Origin of the sequence: Streptomyces sp. N50 (genome assembly GCF_033335955.1) — a bacterium.
In the GTDB taxonomy this organism is placed as follows: domain Bacteria; phylum Actinomycetota; class Actinomycetes; order Streptomycetales; family Streptomycetaceae; genus Streptomyces.
The window spans coordinates 1,757,460-1,776,468 of record NZ_CP137549.1 but is presented as its reverse complement, the minus strand read 5'-3'; the positions used below and the strand labels follow the sequence as shown (position 1 = coordinate 1,776,468).

At 72.0% G+C, this 19,009-nt stretch carries 15 protein-coding genes; 2 read left to right on the top strand and 13 right to left on the bottom strand.

Annotation, left to right across the window (positions count from 1 at the left end; genetic code table 11):
• Nucleotides 1-38 precede the first annotated feature (38 nt).
• Nucleotides 39-221, top strand: a complete 183-nt coding sequence (locus tag R2B38_RS07585; protein WP_318015522.1) for a hypothetical protein — start codon at nucleotides 39-41, stop codon at nucleotides 219-221.
• 487 nt (nucleotides 222-708) lie between these two features.
• Here the strand turns inward: R2B38_RS07585 and cobC are convergent, their stop codons facing one another.
• From cobC to cobM, 6 genes are read right to left on the bottom strand one after another with little or no spacing between them, the layout of a single operon-like run.
• Complete coding sequence (gene cobC, locus R2B38_RS07580; protein WP_318015521.1) at nucleotides 709-1,809, bottom strand: Rv2231c family pyridoxal phosphate-dependent protein CobC; 1,101 nt, start codon at nucleotides 1,807-1,809, stop codon at nucleotides 709-711.
• Nucleotides 1,799-2,737, bottom strand: a complete 939-nt coding sequence (locus R2B38_RS07575; RefSeq protein ID WP_318015520.1) for a sirohydrochlorin chelatase — start codon at nucleotides 2,735-2,737, stop codon at nucleotides 1,799-1,801. Before R2B38_RS07575 ends, cobC begins: the two co-directional genes overlap by 11 nt.
• Nucleotides 2,734-3,333: a precorrin-8X methylmutase gene (locus tag R2B38_RS07570; RefSeq protein ID WP_318015519.1), complete on the bottom strand. Its 600-nt coding sequence runs from the start codon at nucleotides 3,331-3,333 to the stop codon at nucleotides 2,734-2,736. The genes R2B38_RS07575 and R2B38_RS07570 overlap by 4 nt, the downstream gene beginning before the upstream one ends.
• Nucleotides 3,330-5,039, bottom strand: a complete 1,710-nt coding sequence (gene cobJ / locus R2B38_RS07565; protein ID WP_318015518.1) for a precorrin-3B C(17)-methyltransferase — start codon at nucleotides 5,037-5,039, stop codon at nucleotides 3,330-3,332. Before cobJ ends, R2B38_RS07570 begins: the two co-directional genes overlap by 4 nt.
• Entirely contained in the window at nucleotides 5,036-6,274 is a 1,239-nt protein-coding gene (gene cbiE / locus R2B38_RS07560; RefSeq protein WP_318015517.1) for a precorrin-6y C5,15-methyltransferase (decarboxylating) subunit CbiE, read from the bottom strand. The genes cobJ and cbiE overlap by 4 nt, the downstream gene beginning before the upstream one ends.
• The gene (gene cobM / locus R2B38_RS07555; protein ID WP_318015516.1) at nucleotides 6,271-7,113 is read right to left on the bottom strand and encodes a precorrin-4 C(11)-methyltransferase; all 843 of its coding nucleotides are present in this window, start codon (nucleotides 7,111-7,113) and stop codon (nucleotides 6,271-6,273) included. The genes cbiE and cobM overlap by 4 nt, the downstream gene beginning before the upstream one ends.
• Before the next feature lie 110 nt (nucleotides 7,114-7,223).
• On the opposite strand from cobM, the gene R2B38_RS07550 reads away from it, so the two are divergent.
• Nucleotides 7,224-7,955, top strand: coding sequence for a ZIP family metal transporter (locus tag R2B38_RS07550; RefSeq protein ID WP_318015515.1), 732 nt, complete (start codon nucleotides 7,224-7,226; stop codon nucleotides 7,953-7,955).
• 20 nt (nucleotides 7,956-7,975) lie between these two features.
• Here R2B38_RS07550 and cobI read toward each other — a convergent pair whose 3' ends face one another.
• The 7 genes from cobI to R2B38_RS07515 are packed head-to-tail and all read right to left on the bottom strand — an operon-like array spanning nucleotide 7,976 to nucleotide 18,951.
• Complete coding sequence (cobI, locus tag R2B38_RS07545; protein WP_318015514.1) at nucleotides 7,976-8,722, bottom strand: precorrin-2 C(20)-methyltransferase; 747 nt, start codon at nucleotides 8,720-8,722, stop codon at nucleotides 7,976-7,978.
• On the bottom strand, nucleotides 8,707-10,224 hold the full coding sequence (locus tag R2B38_RS07540; RefSeq protein ID WP_318015513.1) for a cobyrinate a,c-diamide synthase: 1,518 nt from the start codon (nucleotides 10,222-10,224) through the stop codon (nucleotides 8,707-8,709). Before R2B38_RS07540 ends, cobI begins: the two co-directional genes overlap by 16 nt.
• A gap of 7 nt (nucleotides 10,225-10,231) precedes the next feature.
• The gene (gene cobO, locus R2B38_RS07535; protein ID WP_033287085.1) at nucleotides 10,232-10,831 is read right to left on the bottom strand and encodes a cob(I)yrinic acid a,c-diamide adenosyltransferase; all 600 of its coding nucleotides are present in this window, start codon (nucleotides 10,829-10,831) and stop codon (nucleotides 10,232-10,234) included.
• The gene (locus R2B38_RS07530; protein ID WP_318015512.1) at nucleotides 10,831-12,855 is read right to left on the bottom strand and encodes a putative cobaltochelatase; all 2,025 of its coding nucleotides are present in this window, start codon (nucleotides 12,853-12,855) and stop codon (nucleotides 10,831-10,833) included. Before R2B38_RS07530 ends, cobO begins: the two co-directional genes overlap by 1 nt.
• Entirely contained in the window at nucleotides 12,852-16,505 is a 3,654-nt protein-coding gene (cobN, locus tag R2B38_RS07525) for a cobaltochelatase subunit CobN (protein ID WP_318015511.1), read from the bottom strand. Before cobN ends, R2B38_RS07530 begins: the two co-directional genes overlap by 4 nt.
• Entirely contained in the window at nucleotides 16,502-18,013 is a 1,512-nt protein-coding gene (locus R2B38_RS07520; RefSeq protein ID WP_318015510.1) for a cobyric acid synthase, read from the bottom strand. The genes cobN and R2B38_RS07520 overlap by 4 nt, the downstream gene beginning before the upstream one ends.
• Entirely contained in the window at nucleotides 18,010-18,951 is a 942-nt protein-coding gene (locus R2B38_RS07515; protein ID WP_318015509.1) for a cobalamin biosynthesis protein, read from the bottom strand. The genes R2B38_RS07520 and R2B38_RS07515 overlap by 4 nt, the downstream gene beginning before the upstream one ends.
• Nucleotides 18,952-19,009: the final 58 nt, after the last annotated feature.

Sequence of the window (19,009 nt, the reverse complement as noted above, 5' to 3'; positions counted from 1 at the left end):
AGGCGAGTTGGCCGCTCTGCACGAGAAGGTCGCAGGTCTTGAGGAAGGCCGGTCACCTGGAGGACGCCGAAGGCCTGGCCCGCCAGGCCGCAAACCGCGGCATCACCAGACCTCTGTACCGCCTGGCCGAGCGGCGGAAGAGAGCCGGAGACCGGCAGGGCGCCGAGTACCTGGCCCGCCAAGCAGCCAACCACGGCGACACCGCCCCCTACGCAGCCTGACGCTGATGCGGAACGTGCTCACCAGCCTGTGGCCGAACGGCCAGGAACCGGACGGGACCCCGACGGCCCAATGGGAACCGTAGGCATCCACCCTGCCCGCCGACACGTACTGACAGACGCGTCGTAGGAACGCGTCCTTTGCAGAGGGTGATCGGTTCTTACGGGCAACTCAATTGGGTGTAGCTCCTCTCAAGGGACGATCTCACCAGCACCGAGCTGCGACTTCACATTTGAGGTGTGATCCTTCCGGCGGTTCCGGTCGCCTCGCCGCTCATCAGCGAGGACCGCTCGGCCGATCTTGGGCATGGCCGATACACCTATCTGCGGCGCTCCAACGAGGGCAACCGCACCGGGCACAGGCGATTCGTCAACGTCCCAGCTCAGCCCGTCCCTCCAGAGGAGCTACACCCAAAGGGCTTGGACGGTGACCCTCCAGCCCACCGAGACGGGCGGGTGGGTGGGCAAAACGGCGGAGGCGGAGCCAACCTCACCGCCCAGCCAACGTCACCGCCTGGTCCAGCGCCTGCAAGAACCGGTTCACTGTGGCCCGGTCCCGCACAGCGAGCCGTAGCCACTCCTCGCCCAACCCCGGAAACGTGTCCCCACGGCGGACGGCGAAGCCCAGGTCGCGGAGATGACGCCGTACGGCCACCGCATTCGGGACACGGACGAGGACGAACGGCCCCTCGGCGGGTTCCATGACCCGGAGTCCGTCGGGGGCGAACTCGGCCAGCCCGGCGACGAGATGGGCCCGGTCGGCGGTGATCCGGTGCGCGGCGTGCGCGGCCTCGGCGAGAGCCTGCGACTCCATGCAGGCCTCCGCCGCGGCGAGCGCCGGCGTGGACACCGGCCACAGCGGCTGGGCCCGCTCCAGTTCCGCGATCGTCTCGGGGGCGGCAAGGACGTAGCCGATCCGCAGTCCCGCCAGCCCCCACGTCTTGGTGAGGCTGCGCAGGACCACGAGGCCGGGGACATCGGTCCGCCCTGCCAACGACTCCCGCTCACCCGGCACCGCGTCCATGAACGCCTCGTCGACCACCAACGTCCGCCCGGGACGGGCGAGTCGGGCGATCACCGCAGCGGGGTGCAGGACGGACGTCGGGTTCGTCGGGTTGCCGATCAGCACCAGATCCGCGTCCTCGGGCACCGCCCGCACCGCCCCCGCATCCAGCCGGAACCCGTCCGCCTCCCGCAACAGCACCCGCCCCACCGAGTGCCCCGCGTCCCGCAACGCCGCCTCCGGCTCCGTGAACTGCGGGTGCACGACCACCGGCTGACGGACTTTCAGGGCGCGGGCGAGCAGCACGAAGGCCTCGGCGGCACCCGCGGTCAGCAGCACGCGCTCGACCGGCAGCCCGTGCCGCGCCGCGACCGCCGCCCGCGCGGCCCGTCCGTCCGGGTAGGCGGCGAGCCCGGTCAGCGAACCGGCTATCCGCTCGCGCAGCCAGGCCGGTGGCGTGTCCGCGCGGACGTTCACGGCGAGGTCGATCAACTGGGCGCCGTCGTCCCGGACTTCGACGTCACCGTGATGACGGAGATCGTGCGCTCTGTCCGTCGGATCGTGGTCGTGGGCTCTGTCAGTGTGCATGGGCGTGCCCACCGTGATGGTGGTGCCCGTGGTGGTGACCGTCGTGGTCGTGGCCGTCGTCGTCCGGGTGGAAGTGCGGCTGCTGCGGCTGCCCCACCTTGTCCTCGAAGCCGGGCAGCGCGATGCGGTACACGCACGAGTCGCAGTTCATCCGCAGATCGCCCTTGACCGCCTCCCGGTACCGCTCCATCACCAGGTCCAGCAACTCCGGCTCCGGGCCTATGACTTCGGCGGACAGCACATTGATCTCCGGGTGCGCCGCCGCCCAGCCCTCCGTCTGCTGCCGCACCCGGTCCGGCAGGATGCCGGTGAACAGGAAGTACGGCAGGACGACGATCCGCCGGGCACCCAGCTTCACGCACCGGTCCAGACCGCTCGGCACGTCCGGCGCCGCGAGCGACACGAACGCCGGTTCCACGCCCGCGTATCCGCGCCCCTCCCACAGCAGCCGCGCCGCCTTGTGCACCTCGGCGTTGGCGTCCGGGTCCGTCGAACCGCGCCCCACCAGCAGCACGGTCACGTCGGCCCGGTCGGCGGGCGTGCGCGCAGACTCGCCGAGCGCCTCGTCGAGCCGCCGCTCCAGCACCTTCAGCAGCGAGGGATGCGGGCCCAGCGGACGCCCGTACGTGTACGAGATCCCCTCGTGCCGCTCCTTCTCCCGGGCCAGCGCCGCCGGGATGTCCCCCTTGGCGTGCCCGGCGGACACCAGCATCAGCGGTACGGCGGCGAACCGGCGCACCCCCCGCTCCACCAGCTCGGTCACCGCGTCGCCCAACGGCGGCGGCGACAGCTCGATGAACCCGCCCGCGACGGGCAGTTCGGGGTGGCGGCGGCCCAACTCCCGTACGAAGTCCCGGAACGCCTCGGCTCCGGCCTCGTCCCGGGTGCCGTGTCCGGCGATGAGCAGGGCGGGCGGCGGGGTGGTCACGATGTCTCCTCGATATCTGAAACAGGTTGATACAGCAGGGCGTTGAGCGCGGCCGAGGCCACCGCCGAACCGCCCTTCTCGGACACGTTGCTCACGGCGGGCAGCCCGCTCTCGCGCAACGCGGCCTTGGACTCGACCGCGCCGACGAAACCGACGGGCAGCCCGATGACGAGCGCGGGGGAGGCGTCCAGCGTCAGCAGCTCCTCCAGGGCGGTCGGCGCGTTGCCGATCACCCAGAGGGCACCGGGCCCGACCTCCTCGTAGGCGAGCCGGATCGCGTGTGCCGAACGGGTCAGCCCCGGCCCGGACTCGGCGTCCCCGAGCCTGCACACGGTCTCGCGCCGGGTGATCCCGGCCGCGACCATCCGTACGTCCACGACCACCGGCGCCCCGGCGTGCAGCGCGGCATGCGCCTTCGCCAACTCGCCCTCGTCCAGGACGAGATCGGACGCGTACGCCAGATCGGCGGCGGAGTGGACGACCCGCTCCACGACCGCACGGCTCAGCGGCGGGAGGTGCGAGGTGTCCAGCCGGGCCCGCATCCGCCGGTAGGACTCCACCTCGATCGGATGAACCACACGGTTCGCAGCGGTCACTTGGCGCCCTCCTCCGATGCCCGCGCGGCCTGCCAGCGGTACCCGCGCGGCGTCACCATGCGCCCCGCGATGTCCCGGGTGGCCGTGTTGCCCACGGTCACCACCGTCATCATGTCGACCCACGCCGGATCCAGCGCGGCCAGTGTCGTCAGCCGGCTGGACTCGTCGGGCCGCGAGGCGTTCCGTACGACACCGACCGGCGTCGTCGGCTCCCGGTGCCCGGCGAGGATCGCGAGGGCCTTGGGGAGCTGCCAGTCCCGGCCCCGGCTACGGGGGTTGTAGAACGTCACCACGATGTCCGCCTCGGCCGCAGCCCGCACCCGCCGCTCGATGACCTCCCACGGCGTGTGCAGATCGGAGAGGCTGATGGACACATGGTCGTGGCCGAGCGGCGCCCCGAGGATCGCCGAGGCGGCCAACGCGGCGGTCACGCCCGGGACTCCGACCACGTCGATGTCGTCCGACGCCTCCGCGAGCGCGGGCGAGGCCATCGCGTAGACCCCGGCGTCCCCACTGCCGATCAGCGCGACCGCCTGTCCCTTGCGTGCCTCGGCCACGGCGGTACGGGCCCGCTCCTCCTCGGCACCGAGCCCCGACTCCAGGACCACGGTCCCGGGCCGCAGCAGATCCCGGATCTGGTCGACGTACTGGTCCAGCCCCACCAGCACGGCAGCGCGCCGGAGTTCGGCCTTGGCGCGCGGGGTGAGCAGATCCCGGGCGCCCGGCCCGAGCCCGACCACCGCGAGCCGCCCGCGCGCGACCCGCCGTACGACAGCACAGGTCGCCATGGCCGGTTGCCCGTCGGCGCGCTCCGACTTCCGCTTGGGGACCAGGAGTTCGCCCCCGCCGACGAGCGCGGCGGCCTCCGCCACGGACGGCGTGCCCACGGCGGCCAGGGGCGCGTCGGAGGGGTTGGGCACCTCCACCGCGGCCAACTCCCCGGCGGAGTACGTCACCAGCGGCACACCGAGCCGCTCGGCCGCCCCGACGATGCCGGGCTCGTCCGACTTGGCGTCCACGGTGGCGAGTTCGGCGAGGGACTTCAACGAAAGCCCCGCGTCACGCACCGCGCTCTCGATCAGCCCGAGCACCTCGTCCACCGGCGCCCCCTTGGACGCACCGACCCCGACGACGAGGGACGGCGGCCGCAGGACGACCTCCCGCTCGCCGGGTTCGACGGCGCGATCGGTGACGCGGATGACGTAGGCACCATGGGACGACACCTTCAGCGGCGGCAGCGGCCACGCCAACTCGGCCTCCAGCGCGACCGGTTCGCCATCCAGCAGGGCTCGCGTGACCCCGGCGACATCGCCCTCCAAGGGGAACCCGAGCGTGTCCAGACCGGGCACACCCACCGCGTCCGTGGCCGTGGTCACCACCGGCTGCGCGGCGAGCAACTCGCCCACCTCCACGGCGAGTTCATTGGCCCCGCCGCCATGTCCGCCCACCAGCGAGACGGCGTACCGGCCGCCCTCGTCGACGGTCACGACCCCCGGGTCGGTCCGCTTGTCGCCCAGCAGCGGGGCGATCAGCCGTACGACGGCCCCCGTGGCGAGGAAACACACGAGCTGCTCGCACTCCGCGAACGCGGCCCGGACGGCGTCCCCGACGGGGCCCTCGTACACGCGCGTACGGTCCGGCCACGCGGCGGCCAGCCGGTCGCGCGCCGTCGCCCCCGCCGAGGTGGCGGAAATGAGGCCGATCACTGTGCAACTCCTTCAGCAGATGCCGGGGGTCGGACGCCCCACAGCAGGAAAACAGGATTGGTCGCCGCGAGCCGGGTCACATCACCCGGCAGCGGTGCCAGCCGGGACGACTGCAACAGCACCCCGTCGACCGCGAGTCCGGCCGCCGAGAGAGACTCCCGCACGGCGGGTACCCGGTCCAGCGCGGCCATCGCGACGACCACGGTCCGCCGGGCCCGCCGCGCGCACGCGGTGACGATGGCGGGCAGTTCGCGCCCGCCCCCGCCCACGAACACGGCGTCGGGATCGTCGAGGTCGGACAGCACGGTCGGCGCCGCCCCGTGCACGGTGTGCACGTCGACGCCGTGCGCCTCGGCGTTGGCGCGGATCCGCTCGACGCCGTCCCGGGTCTTCTCGACGGCGGTGACGGCGGCACCGAGCCGTGCGCACTCGACGGCCACGGACCCGGAGCCCGAGCCGACGTCCCAGACGAGGTCGCCGAGCCGAGGCCCGAGCCGGGCCAGGGCCAGCGCCCGTACCTCGAACTTGGTGATCATCGAGTCCCGGTGCTCGAACTCCCGCTCGTCCAGGGCCCATTGGGCCGGTCCGACGGCAGCCCCGGCGACCGTCCGCACGGCACCGGGCACCCGCGCCTCGTCCAGACACAGCACCACACTCACCGCCGTACCCCAGTCCCGGGCGGCGGCCTCGGCGGGCGTGACCCGCTCCACCTGCTCCTCCCCGGAACCCAGTGCGGACGCGACGACGAGGACGCGCCCGCCGGTCCGGTGGGTGAGCGCGGCCCCCAGTTCGGCCGGTCCGGCCCCCGGCCCGGTCAGCACGGCGACCTTGGGATGCGCGCGGCACGCGTTGACCGCCGTACGGAGATCGCGTCCGTGGGCGCTGACGACGACCGCGTCGTCCCAGGTCAGCCCGGCGCGGGCGAAGGCGGTGGCCACCGAGGAGACGCCGGGTCGTACGTCGAGGGCGTTGCTGGAGAAGCGTTCCGCCAGCGCCCGGACGATCCCGAAGAACCCGGGGTCCCCCGAGGCCAGCACGACGACCGGCTCGCCCTTCTCGACGTAGGCCTGGATGGTGTCGAGGGCGGGCGCGAGCGGGCCGAGGACGATCTGCTCGGCGTCCGGCGGGACCGCGACGGCGGCGAGGTGCCGCCGCCCGCCGACGACGAGCCGGGCGCCGGACAGGATCTCGTCCGGAACCGCCGCCCCCGTCCCCGTCCCGATGACCGTGATCACGTGCTCGCACCCCGGGAGCGCAGGGCCCGGCGGGCCTCCGGGTCGGCCTTGCGGTAGCCGTGGAAATGGCCGGGGTGGTAAAGGTGCGAGCGGGTGCCGTGGGCGTCGAGGGCCGGGCCGACCAGGAAGAGGGTGTGCTTCCAGAGCTTGTGCTCCTTGACCGTCTCCTCCAGCGTGGCGATCGTGCACTTCACGATCAGTTCCTCGGGCCAGGTCGCCTGGTAGGCGACGACGACGGGCGTCTCCGTCGGATAGCCGCCCTCCAGCAGCTCCCGTACCAACTGCCCGCTGCGGGCGGCCGACAGGAAGATCGCCATGGTCGTGCCGTGGCGCGCGAACTCCCGCACCTCCTCGCCGGGCGGCATCGGCGTCTTGCCGCCGCCGAGCCGGGTGAGGACGACCGACTGCGCGACCTCGGGGATCGTCAGCTCGCGCTGCGCGAGGGCGGCGACGGCGGAGAACGCCGAGACACCCGGGACGATCTCGGTCGCGATCCCGATCGCGGCACACCGGTCGACCTGCTCCTGAGTACCGCCCCAGAGGGCCGGGTCGCCGGAGTGGATCCGCGCGACGCGCAGCCCTTCGCTCCGGGCCCGCTCGTACACGGCGACGACGTCCTCCAGGGACATCGTCGCGGAGTCCAGGATCTCGGCGCCCACGCGCGCGTGGTCAAGGACCTCGGCCTGCACCAGACTCGCCGCCCAGATCACGACGTCGGCCTCGGCGATGGCGCGCGCGGCACGGAACGTCAGCAGGTCGGCGGCGCCGGGGCCGGCACCGACGAAGGTCACCTTGCCGGTGGGGGCGGCGGCATCGGTATCGGCATCGACAGCGGCCATGGGGTCGGATCCTCTCAAGCGGGACAAAAAGAACGAGAACGTCAGTACACGTGGGGGTGGAGTGGGCCAGGATGTGCGCGAACAGTGGTTGATCGGATAGCAAGGGGACTATGGCGGTCTTCGTCGCGCTCGGCGCGTTCCTGATGACGCTGGCCGGCGGCTGGACGGCACAGCGCGTGACCGACCGCCGCCATCTCGTCCTGGGCCTGGCCGGCGGCCTGATGCTGGGCGTGGTCGGCCTCGACCTGCTGCCGGAGGCGCTGCACGCGGCGGGCCGCGAGGTCTTCGGCGTACCGGCCGCCCTGCTGCTCTTCGTGGCCGGCTTCCTCGTGGCCCATCTGGTCGAACGCCTGCTCGCCGCCCGCCAGGCCTCGCACGGCGCCGAGGAGCACAACGGCCGCGCGCCCGAGGTGGGCCTCACGGCGGCCTCCGCGATGGTCGGCCACAGCTTCATGGACGGTGTCGCGATCGGCGCCGCCTTCCAGGTGGGCGGCGGCATGGGCACGGCGGTCGCGCTCGCGGTCATCGCCCACGACTTCGCGGACGGCTTCAACACGTACACGATCACGAGCCTGTACGGCAACGCCCGCCGCAAGGCGATCGCGATGCTGGTCGCGGACGCGGCGGCTCCCGTGGCGGGCGCCGCCTCGACGGCCTTCCTCACCATCCCGGAGGCCCTGCTCGGCGGCTATCTCGGCTTCTTCGGCGGCGTGCTCCTCTACCTGGCCGCCGCCGAGATCCTCCCCGAGGCCCACCACGAACACCCCGCACCCGCGACCCTGCTGTGCACGGTCGCCGGAGCGGCGTTCATCTGGCTGGTGGTAGGCCTCGCGGCGGCCTGATCCACGGCATCTGCGCCCGGTCACAATTTCCCGCCCCGCCCGCCCTCGCGCCGCGCGGGCGCGATGAGCGTGGAGAGGTACGGCAACGGCTCCCCGTCCAGTTCGGCGGCGGGCCGGATCGACTCCTCGGGCAGCCCGAGCGCCGACCCCCACACCGCGTCCCCGATCCGCCCGGTCTCCCGCAACGCCTCGGCGACCTCCGCCGCCTGCCGCCCGAACTTGTACGCCACGACCGTCCCCGGCCCGGCGAGCGCGTCCTTGAGCACACCGGACCCGGCGGTCACGGGCACGAGCGTCAACGGCTCGGTCCCTTCGGTGAGTACGGCCCCGGAGCGCGCGGCGAGATCCTGCATGGCGGTGATCCCGGGCACGGTCTCCACAACCACCCCCGGCACCAACTCCCCGATGGTCAGGGCGAGATAGGTGAAGGTGGAGTAGACGTTGGGGTCCCCGATGGTGGCGAACGCGACGACGCCGTTCGTCCCGAGCAACTCGGCGACCTTGGCCCCCGCGGCATCCCAGGCGGCCTCACGCCGAGCGCGATCGGTCCGCTCGTTCAGCGCGAACACCACCCGCAGCACCTTCTCCGCGGGCACGTAATGCAGAACGGTGGCCTCGGCCCGCCCCCGCTCACCACTGTCCATGACCGGCACGACGACGACATCGGCGGCCCGCAGAGCGTTGACACCCTTGACGGTCACCAGCTCCGGATCGCCGGGACCCACCCCGACTCCGATCAACCTGCTGCTGCTCATGACGTCCGGCACCTCTCCACGAACCGACGGGCCACACCGGGCTCGGCCGCCCAGTGCGTGTGCAGATAACTCGCGTGCACACCCTGTTGTACGAAACCTTCGACCCGCCGGTCAGGGGCGCGAACCCCCCAGGCGGGAGCCGCCCCCGAGCCGGGCTCGACGACGGTCCGGTGAAACTCGTGCCCCCGCATCCGCGTACCGGCCACGGCCAGCACACTGTCGCTCAACGCGACGGCATCCCGATACCCCAACGTCAGCCGCTCGCTCATCCGCGCGGTGGCATCCAGCACCCCGCACATGGGCATCCCGTCCAACTCCCGGCACAGGTACAGCAGTCCGGCGCACTCGGCGGCGACGGGAGCGCCACGCTCCGCGAGGGCGGACACGGCTTTGCGCAAGGGTTCGTTGGCGGACAGCTCACCGGCGTACACCTCAGGAAACCCGCCCCCGATGACCAACCCGCGTGTCCCGTCCGGGAGTTCTTCGTCATGGAGGGGGTCGAACACGACAACTTCGGCACCGGCCGCGGTGAGCAGTTCGGTGTGCTCGGCGTAGGAGAAGGTGAAGGCGGGCCCACCGGCGACGGCAACCCTCACTTGTGAGTCGGCGGCAAGAGAAGCCTGTCCGTTCACTTTCAGGCCCAGGCCGGCACTCTCCAGCCCGTCCGGCGTTTGAGGACGAGGCCGTTCAGGCCGAAGCAGGGGTCCGGGGGCGGCAGCCCCCAGTGATGGGACGGGTAGGGGCGGAGGGGGCGAAGAAACCAAAGCCTCAGCCGCATCCCAAGCCGCACAGGACAACACACCGGCACTACGCGCCAGCGCGAGCAACCCCTCAAGATCACACCCGGCGTCGACCTGCGCCCCCATGGCCGCGACGGCCTCCACCGCCGCGGCCTGCCGCTCGGCAACCGGCACCAACCCCAGATGCCGAGAAGGCGTATCCACCTGAGGAGCCCGCCGCAACACCCCCAGCACCGGCACCCCCGCCGAGTCCAACGCCTCCCGCAACAACGCCTCATGCCGATCGGACGCGACCTTGTTCAGGATCACGCCCCCGACCCGGACCTCCGGATCCCAGGAGGCGAACCCATGCACCAAGGCGGCGACAGACCGAGACTGCGAAGACGCGTCGACGACAAGAACCACCGGCGCCCGCAGCAATTTCGCCACATGCGCCGTGGACGCCAACTCCCCTTCCCCCGCAGCCCCGTCGAACATCCCCATCACACCCTCGACAACAGCGAGATCACACCCGCGAGCCCCGTGCGCGAAGAGCGGCCCGACCAACTCCGGCCCACACAGATACGCGTCGAGGTTCCGCCCCACGCGCCCGGTAGCGAGCGCGTGATACCCGGGGTCGATGTAGTCCGGCCCGACCTTGTGCGGAGACACGGCAAGCCCCCGCGAGGCGAACGCGGCCATCAACCCCGTGGCAACGGTGGTCTTACCGCTACCGGACGAAGGCGCGGCAATGACCAACCGGGGAACGGAGACCAGGGAGGACGAGGAAGTCACGGCAGCGTCACCACTCGATACCCCGCTGACCCTTCTGCCCGGCGTCCATGGGGTGCTTGACCTTGGACATGTCGGTGACGAGGTCGGCGTACTCGACGAGTTTCTCGGGCGCGTTCCGCCCGGTGATCACGACGTGCTGCGTGCCCGGCCGGTCCCGCAGCACGGAGACGACCTCATCGACATCGACCCACCCCCAGTGCATCGGGTAGGCGAACTCGTCCAGCACGTAGAGCTTGTAGGTCTCGGCGGCGAGATCCCGCTTGACCTGCTCCCACCCCTCCCGTGCCTTCTCCTCGTTGTCCATCTGGGAGTCGCGCTGAACCCACGACCACCCCTCGCCCATCTTGTGCCAGTCGACGGACCCGCCCTCGCCGGAAGCCCCCAGCACCCGAAGCGCGTTCTCCTCCCCGACCTTCCACTTCGCCGACTTGACGAACTGGAACACCCCGATCGGCCACCCCTGATTCCAGGCACGCAGGGCGAGCCCGAAAGCAGCGGTCGACTTGCCCTTGCCAACTCCCGTATGCACAACGACAAGTGGCCGATTCCGCCGCTGACGGGTCGTCAATCCGTCATCCGGTACGACACTTGGCTGCCCCTGCGGCATTACGCGGCCCTCCTCTGTACGTCCTTCACGAGCCCGGCGATCGAGTCGGCCCGCAACTCGTCCAGCGTCACGGCCGTACCCTCCAGCTCACCGGCCAACTGCCCGGCCAGCCCCAGCCGTACGGGCCCGGTCTCACAGTCCACGACCACGGAGGCGACCCCGTCGGCGGCGAACAACCGCGCCGCCCGCCCGGCGAGCGCGACCGGCTCGGGCCCACCGGTGGCCCGCCCATCGGTCACGAGAACAACCAGCGCCCGCCGCGCCGGATCCCGCAACCGCTCCACCCGCAGCACGTCATGCGCCTTGAGCAGCCCGGCGGCGAGCGGCGTCCGCCCACCCGTCGGCAACGACTCCAGCCGTACGGCGGCGGCGTCCACGGACGAGGTCGGCGGCAGGGCGACATCGGCGGCGGATCCCCGGAAGGTCACGAGCCCCACCTTGTCCCGCCGTTGATACGCGTCCAGCAGCAGGGACAGCACAGCGCCCTTCACCGCGCTCATCCGCTGCCGCGCCGCCATCGACCCGGACGCGTCCACGACGAACAGCACGAGGTTGCCCTCACGCCCCTCCCGCGTCGCCTGCCGCAGATCGTCCCGGCGCACGACCAGCCCACGCCCGGACCGTCCCCGGGCCAGCTGATGCGGAGCGGCCGCCTGGATGGTCGCCGCCAAGTGCAGCTTGGTGAGCGCCCCTTGGGGCCGCTTGGCCCCGGTGGTCCGCCCGTGCTCGGTCCGCGCCCGCGAACGCCGCCCGGCCGCACCCTCGCCGATACCCGGCACACTCAGCGCCTTGGTCCGGAAGGGCTCGGAGGCGCGTACGGGCTGCTGCTCACCCGATCCCGCGCCGGAAGGCTGCGGTTCCCCACCCTCGCCGGCCTCGGGCTGCGCACCCGCGTCATCGCCCTGGGGTCCATCGGAGTCCGACTCGGGCGGCTGCTGCCCGCCACCACCCCCGGGACCGTCAGGACCGCCGTCCGGATCGGGATCGTCGTCGGGCCCCTGCTCCGGCTCCTGCTCCGCGAACTCCTCCAACGTCTCGTCGAGCTTGTTCTCGTCAAGTCCCGGCGCGTCGAAGGGATTTCGCCGCCTGCGGTGCGGCAGCGCGAGCAGCGCGGCCTGCCGTACGTCCTCGGCGAGCACGTCCGTCCGCCCGGCCCACGCGGCCAGCGCGGTCGCCGTACGGGCCATCACGATGTCGGCCCGCATGCCATCGACCTCGAAGGCGGCGCAGGTCGCCGCGATCTGCCGCAACGCCCCGTCGCCCAGCCGCACGGACGGCAACAGCTTGCGCGCGGCGATGATTTGGGCCCGTACGGCGGACTCCTCGTCCGCCCAGCGCACGGTGAACCCGGCGGGATCGTCGTCGTAGGCGAGCCTGCGCCGGACGACCTCGACCCGCTGGTCGGGCTCCCGCGAGGCCGCGACCTCGACGGTCAGGCCGAAGCGGTCGAGCAACTGCGGGCGCAGTTCGCCCTCTTCGGGGTTCATGGTGCCGACGAGCAGGAAGCGGGCGGCGTGCCGGACGGAGACGCCTTCGCGTTCGACGTACGACGCGCCCATCGCCGCCGCGTCCAACAGCAGGTCGACCAGGTGGTCGTGGAGGAGGTTGACCTCGTCGACGTAGAGGATGCCCCGGTGCGCGTCGGCGAGCAGCCCCGGCTCGAAGGCCTTGACGCCCTCGGCGAGCGCCCGCTCGATGTCGAGCGCGCCGACGAGCCGGTCCTCGGAGGCGCCGACCGGCAACTCGACCATGCGGGCCGGGCGTTGGGTGCCGGGTCCGGTCTCGTGCGGCCCGTCCGGGCAGGCCGGGTCGGGGGAGGCGGGGTCGCAGGAGAAGCGGCACCCGGGCACGACGGCGACCTCCGGCAGCAGCGCCGAGAGAGCGCGTACGGCCGTCGACTTGGCGGTGCCCTTCTCGCCGCGCACCAGCACACCGCCGACCGCCGGCGACACGGCGTTCAGCAGCAGCGCGAGCCGCAGGTCGTCCTGGCCGACAACGGCCGTGAACGGAAAGGGAGTTGTCACTGGTCGTCGCCCTCCAGGTCGCCTTCGAGCTCCAGGTAGGTGGCCCGCAGTCGTTCCAGCGTGTCCGCGTCCGGCTCGGCCCACAGTCCGCGCTCGGCCGCTTCGAGCAGTCGCTCGGTGATGCCGCGCAGCGCCCACGGGTTGGACTTCTTCATGAAGTCCCGGTTCTCCGGGTCGAAGACGTACTCCGCGCTGAGCTTCTCGTACATCCAGTCGTCGACGACGCCGGCCGTCGCGTCGTACCCGAAGAGGTAGTCGACGGTCGCCGCCATCTCGAAGGCGCCCTTGTAGCCGTGGCGCCGCATCGCCGCCATCCAGCGGGGGTTGACCACGCGGGCGCGGAAGACGCGGTGCGTCTCCTCGCCCAGGGTGCGGGTCTTGACCTGGTCGGGGGTGGCGGAGTCGCCGACGTACGCCTCGGGGGAGGTGCCGGTCAGGTGACGGACCATGGCGACCATGCCGCCGTGATACTGGAAGTAGTCGTCCGCGTCGACGAGATCGTGCTCGCGGGTGTCAACGTTCTTCGCTGCTACGGCAATTCGCTTGAAGGCGGTCTCCATGTCCCCGCGCGCCGCCCGCCCGTCCAGCCCGCGCCCGTACGCGTAACCGCCCCACACGGCGTACACCTCGGCGAGGTCCGCGTCGCTGCGCCAGTTCCGCGCGTCGATCAGCGGCAGCAGCCCCGCGCCGTACGCCCCCGGCTTGGAGCCGAAGATACGGGCCGTGGCCCGACGCCGGTCGCCGTGCTCGGCGGTGTCCTCGTCGGCGTGCTTGCGGACGTAGTTGGACTCCGGCGGCTCCGCCAGCTCGGCCACCGCCCGCACCGCGTCGTCGATCAGCCCGACGACGTGCGGGAACGCGTCCCGGAAGAAGCCGGAGATCCGCACCGTGACGTCGATGCGCGGCCGGCCCAGCTCCGTGACGGGCACGATCTCGAAGCCGGTCACCCGGCGCGAGGCGTCGTCCCAGACGGGACGGCAGCCCAGCAGCGCGAGGATCTCGGCGATGTCGTCGCCCTGGGTGCGCATCGCCGACGTACCCCAGACCGTGAGGCCGACGGACTGGGGGAACTCGCCGTTGTCCTGGAGGTAGCGCTGCACGAGCGAGTCGGCCAGCGCCTGCCCGACCTCCCAACTCAGCCTGGACGGAATGGCCTTGGGGTCGACCGAGTAGAAGTTCCGGCCGGTCGGCAGGACGTTGACCAGGCCGCGGGTCGGGGAGCCCGACGGACCCGCCGGGACGTAACCCCCGTTCAGGGCCAGCAGGATGTGGTCGATCTCGTCGGTGGTGCGGGCGAGCCGGGGTACGACCTCGTCGCAGGCGAACTCCAACACCGCGACGGCGTCCGGGAGTTCGGTGCCGATGACGGCACGGACGAGCGCGGGGACCGCCGTGACCTCCCACTCCTGGGACTCCATGCCCTCCGCGAACCGGCGGCACAGCTGCTCCAGCAGATCGATCGCGTCGGCGGCGGAACGGGCGGGCCCGTCCACCAGCTCGGTCAGCTCCACCGGCACCTTCACCGGCGCACCCGGTTCGGCCAGCAACTCCTTCTCGACCAGGCCGAAGTGCTCGGCCAACGCGGCCCGCAGACCCGGCAGCGCGTTGGCCTGCCCGCCCCACACCTGCGAGGCGCGCAGCACGGCGAGCACGAGGTTCACGCGTGCCTCGCCGACCGGGCCGCCGCCGAGGATGTGCAGCCCGTCGCGGATCTGCACGTCCTTGATCTCGCACAGATAACCGTCGATGTGCATCACGAACTCGTCGAACGCCGCGTCGTCCGGCTGGTCGTCGACATGCAGGTCGTGGTGCAGCTCGGCCGCCTTCACCAGCGTCCAGATCTGCGCCCGCACGGCCGGTGCCTTCGTCGGGTCCAGATCGGACACCAGGGCGTACTCGTCGAGGAGTTGCTCCAGCTTCGCCAGGTCGCCGTAGGTGTCGGCACGCGCCATCGGCGGCACCAGGTGGTCGACGACCGTGGCGTGGCCGCGCCGCTTGGCCTGGGTGCCCTCGCCGGGGTCGTTCACGATGAACGGGTAGATCAGGGGGAGTTCACCGAGTACGGCGTCGGGCGCGCAGCCGCTGCTGAGCCCAAGTCCCTTGCCGGGCAGCCATTCCATGGTGCCGTGCTTGCCCATGTGGATGATCGCGTCGGCGCCGAAGCTGTTGTCCAGCCAGCGGTACGCGGCCATGTAGTGGTGCGACGGCGGCATGTCGGGGTCGTGGTAGATCGCGATCGGGTTCTCGCCGAAGCCGCGCGGGGGCTGGATCATGACCACGACGTTTCCGAACTGGAGGGATGCCAGCACGATGTCGTCGCCGTCCACGTAAAGGTTGCCGGGCGGCTCGCCCCACGCGTCCACCATGCCTTGCCTGAGCTCCGGTTCGAGCTTGTCGAACCACGCCTGGTAGTCGGCGAGCGGCACGCGCGCGGGCGCTGCGGCCAGTTGCTCCTCGGTGAGCCATTCGACGTCGTGGCCACCGGCGTTGATCAGCCGGTGGATCAACTCGTCCCCGTTGTCCGGGTGTTCGTCGACCCCGTACCCGGCGTCCCGCAGGGCATCAAGCACCCGGATCGCCGATGCGGGCGTGTCCAGACCGACCGCGTTGCCGACCCGCGAGTGCTTCGTCGGGTAGGCGGTGAACACGACCGCGAGCTTCTTCTCGGCGTTCGGCTTGTGCTTCAACTCCGCGTGCCGTACGGCGATTCCGGCGACCCGCGCGGCCCGCTCGGGGTCGGCGACGTAGACCGGGACGTCGTCCGGGCCCTGCTCCTTGAAGGAGAACGGGACGGTGATGAGGCGTCCGTCGAACTCCGGGATCGCGACCTGCATTGCGGCGTCCATGGGGGAGAGGGCTGCGTCGGAGGCCTCCCACGCCGCCTGCGAGGTGGTCAGGCAGAGGCCTTGCAGGACGGGGATGCCGAGGATGTTGAGCGCCTCGACGTCCCAGGCCCCCTCCTCGCCGCCCGCGGAGGCCTCCGAGGCGTTCGCGCCGCCGGCCGCGAGGACGGTGGTGATCAGTGCGTCCGCCCCGTTGATGAGCTCGTACACGCCTGATTCGGCGCTGCGCAGTGAACCGCAGTACACGGCAAAGGCGTTGGCGCCCTTCGCCTCGATCGCCTCGCACAGGGTGTCCACGAAGGCGGTGTTGCCGCTCAGCTCGTGGGCGCGGTAGAAGAGCACGGCGACAGTCGGACGGACTGTGTCGAGTTGGGGTTCGCCGTGCACCCCGTACTCGGGCATCTCTTGCGGTGCCTCGAAACCCTCGCCCGTGAGCAGCACCGTGTCCGAGAGGAAACGGGCCAGTTCGGTGAGGTTCTCCGGCCCGCCCTCGACGAGATACTGCAGCGCCTCGGCCACCACACCCGCCGGTACCGACGACTCGGCCATCAACTCCGCGTCGGGGACGGTCTCTCCGCCCAGCAGCACGGTCGGGATGCCCGAGGCCTTGAGCGCGGCGAGCCCGTCCTCCCAGGCACGCTTGCCGCCGAGCAGTCGTACGACGGCGATGTCCGAACCGGCGATCAGGGCGGGGAGTTCCTCCGCCGCGTCCACCCGGGACGGGTTGCCGATCCGGTACCCGGCGCCGGAGGCCCGGGCCGCCAGCAGATCCGTGTCGGCGGTCGACAACAACAACACTGTGCTCATGCGGGCGCTCCCGGTGGAATGAAAGGCAGTCCTTGCGGCGCGCCGGACTCGATGAGTCGCCAGAGCGCGTCCGTGTCCGCGTGCTGTTCGATGAGGTCGCCGAGCCGGTCGAGCTGCTCCTCGCGCAGCGCGGCGAACGAGGTGTCGGGCGCCGGCACGAACCGGCGGCCCGCGGCGGCCGCCACCTCGCGCAGGAACGCCCGCCGGAACCCGTCCGACTCCAGCGAGCCGTGCCAGTGGGTGCCCCAGGTCTGACCGACCCGGCAGCCGTCCAAGAAGGCTTCCCCGCCCGTGAGTTGGGCGACCCCGTGATGGATCTCGTACCCCTCGACCGGCTCGCCGAGGGCTTCGCCGACGGGCCGGGTGAGGGTCTTCTCGCGCGCGAACCGCACGCGCAGCGGCAGGACTCCGAGCCCGTCGACCGACCCTTGCCGGCTCTCGACCTCGTCGTCGATGTGCTCGCCGAGGATCTGAAAACCGCCGCAGATACCGAGAGTTGGCCGCCCCTCGGCCGCCCTGCGCACGAGGGCGTCCGCAAGTCCCCGCTCCCGCAGCCACTCCAGCGCCTTCACCGTCCCCCGGGTCCCCGGGATCACGACGAGGTCCGCGTCGGCCAGCTCCTCCGGCCGGTCCACGAACCGCACCACGACGCCCGGTTCGGCGGCCAGCGCGTCCACGTCGGTGAAGTTGGACATGAGCGGGATCGCGCAGACGGCGACCCGCAGCACGTCCTCGCCGACCGGCGGCGCGGTGTTCGACTCGCGCACGGTGCCGCGCAGTGAGATCCGCAGCCCGTCCTCCTCGTCGATCCCGAGGCCGTGCTGGAACGGCAGCACACCGTACGTCCGCCGCCCGGTGAGGCCGAGCAGCATCTCCAACCCCGGTTCCAGCAGCGAGACATCGCCGCGGAACTTGTTGACGAGGAACCCGGCGACGAACGCCTGGTCCTCGGGGCTGAGCAGTGCGACGGTCCCGAAGAAGGAGGCGAAGACGCCCCCGCGGTCGATGTCGCCGACGACGAGGACGGGCAGCTTCGCATTGCGCGCGATGCCCATGTTCACGATGTCGGTCCGCCGCAGATTGATCTCGGCGGGACTACCGGCCCCCTCACAGATCACCGCGTCATACGTGCCCCGCAACTCGGCGAGACAGTCCAACACCGTGCCGAGCAGCGCCTCTTGGCGCCCGCCGTGATAGCCGCGCGCACTCATCTCGCCAACTGGCCTGCCCATGAGGACCACTTGGCTGGTGCGGTCGCTGCCGGGCTTGAGGAGTACGGGGTTCATCAGCGCGGTCGGCTCGATCCGGCATGCCTGCGCCTGCATGGCCTGCGCCCGCCCGATCTCGGCACCTTCGCGGGTGACGAATGAATTCAGGGACATGTTCTGCGCCTTGAACGGCGCGACCTTCACGCCCTGCCGCACCAGCCACCGGCAGATCCCGGCGGTGACGACACTCTTGCCGGCGTCCGAGGTGGTCCCGGCCACCAACAGCCCGCCGCCGCTCATGACTTCCGCCCCTTCACCAGCAGGCGCCCGGCGACACTGACCCCGAGCGCGAGCAGACCGACGCGCCGGGACAGCCGTACGGCACGCGCGATGTCCGGTACGGCGACGGGGCGTCCGTCGCCGTTGAGCACGGGCCGGTGCTCGACCCGGCCGCCGTAGGAGAGCGTGCCGCCGAGGCGTACGCCGAGGGCGCCCGCGAAGGAGGCCTCCACGGGGCCGGCGTTGGGGCTCGGGTGTTTGCGGGCGTCGGTGCGCCAGGCGCGTACCGCTCCGCGCGGGTCGCCGCCCGCTACGGTCGCGAGGGCGGCGGTGAGGCGGGCGCCCGGCCAGCCGGCGACGTCGTCGAGGCGGGCCGAGGCCCAGCCGTAGCGGCGGTACTTGGCCGACTTGTGGCCGACCATCGCGTCGAGCGTGTTCACGGCCCGGAAGCCGAGCAGGCCCGGGACGCCCGCGATGCCGCCCCAGACCAGGGCGCCGACGACCGCGTCGGACGTGTTCTCGGCGACGGACTCGACGACGGCCCGGGCGATCCCGTCGGCGTCGAGGGCCTGCGGGTCCCGTCCGCAGAGGTGGGGGAGCCGAGTCCGTGCGGCATCGATGTCCCCGGCCTCCAGTGCGCGCCCGATGACCCCGGCCTCGCGCGCGAGGGAGGTCCCGCCGACGACGGCCCAGGTGGCGGCGGCGGTGAGGGCGGCAGAGGCCGTACGAGACGGTCGTAGGGCCGAAGTGGCCGCGGCGGCGAGGGCGATGGTGCCACCGACGCACACGGCGGTGTGCAGGGCGCCCCAGCCTCGGTGGTCGCGCCACAGCATCTGTTCCACGGCACCGGCGGCACGGCCGAAGGCGGCGACCGGGTGCCCGCGGCGGGGATCGCCGACGAGGTGGTCGCCGAGGAGGCCGGCGGCGGCGCCGTACGCGAAGACGCGATCGGCACGCATCGGGTCAGCCGATCACTGGGTCGGACACGGGGATGGTGCGGGACCTCGAACGGCAGCC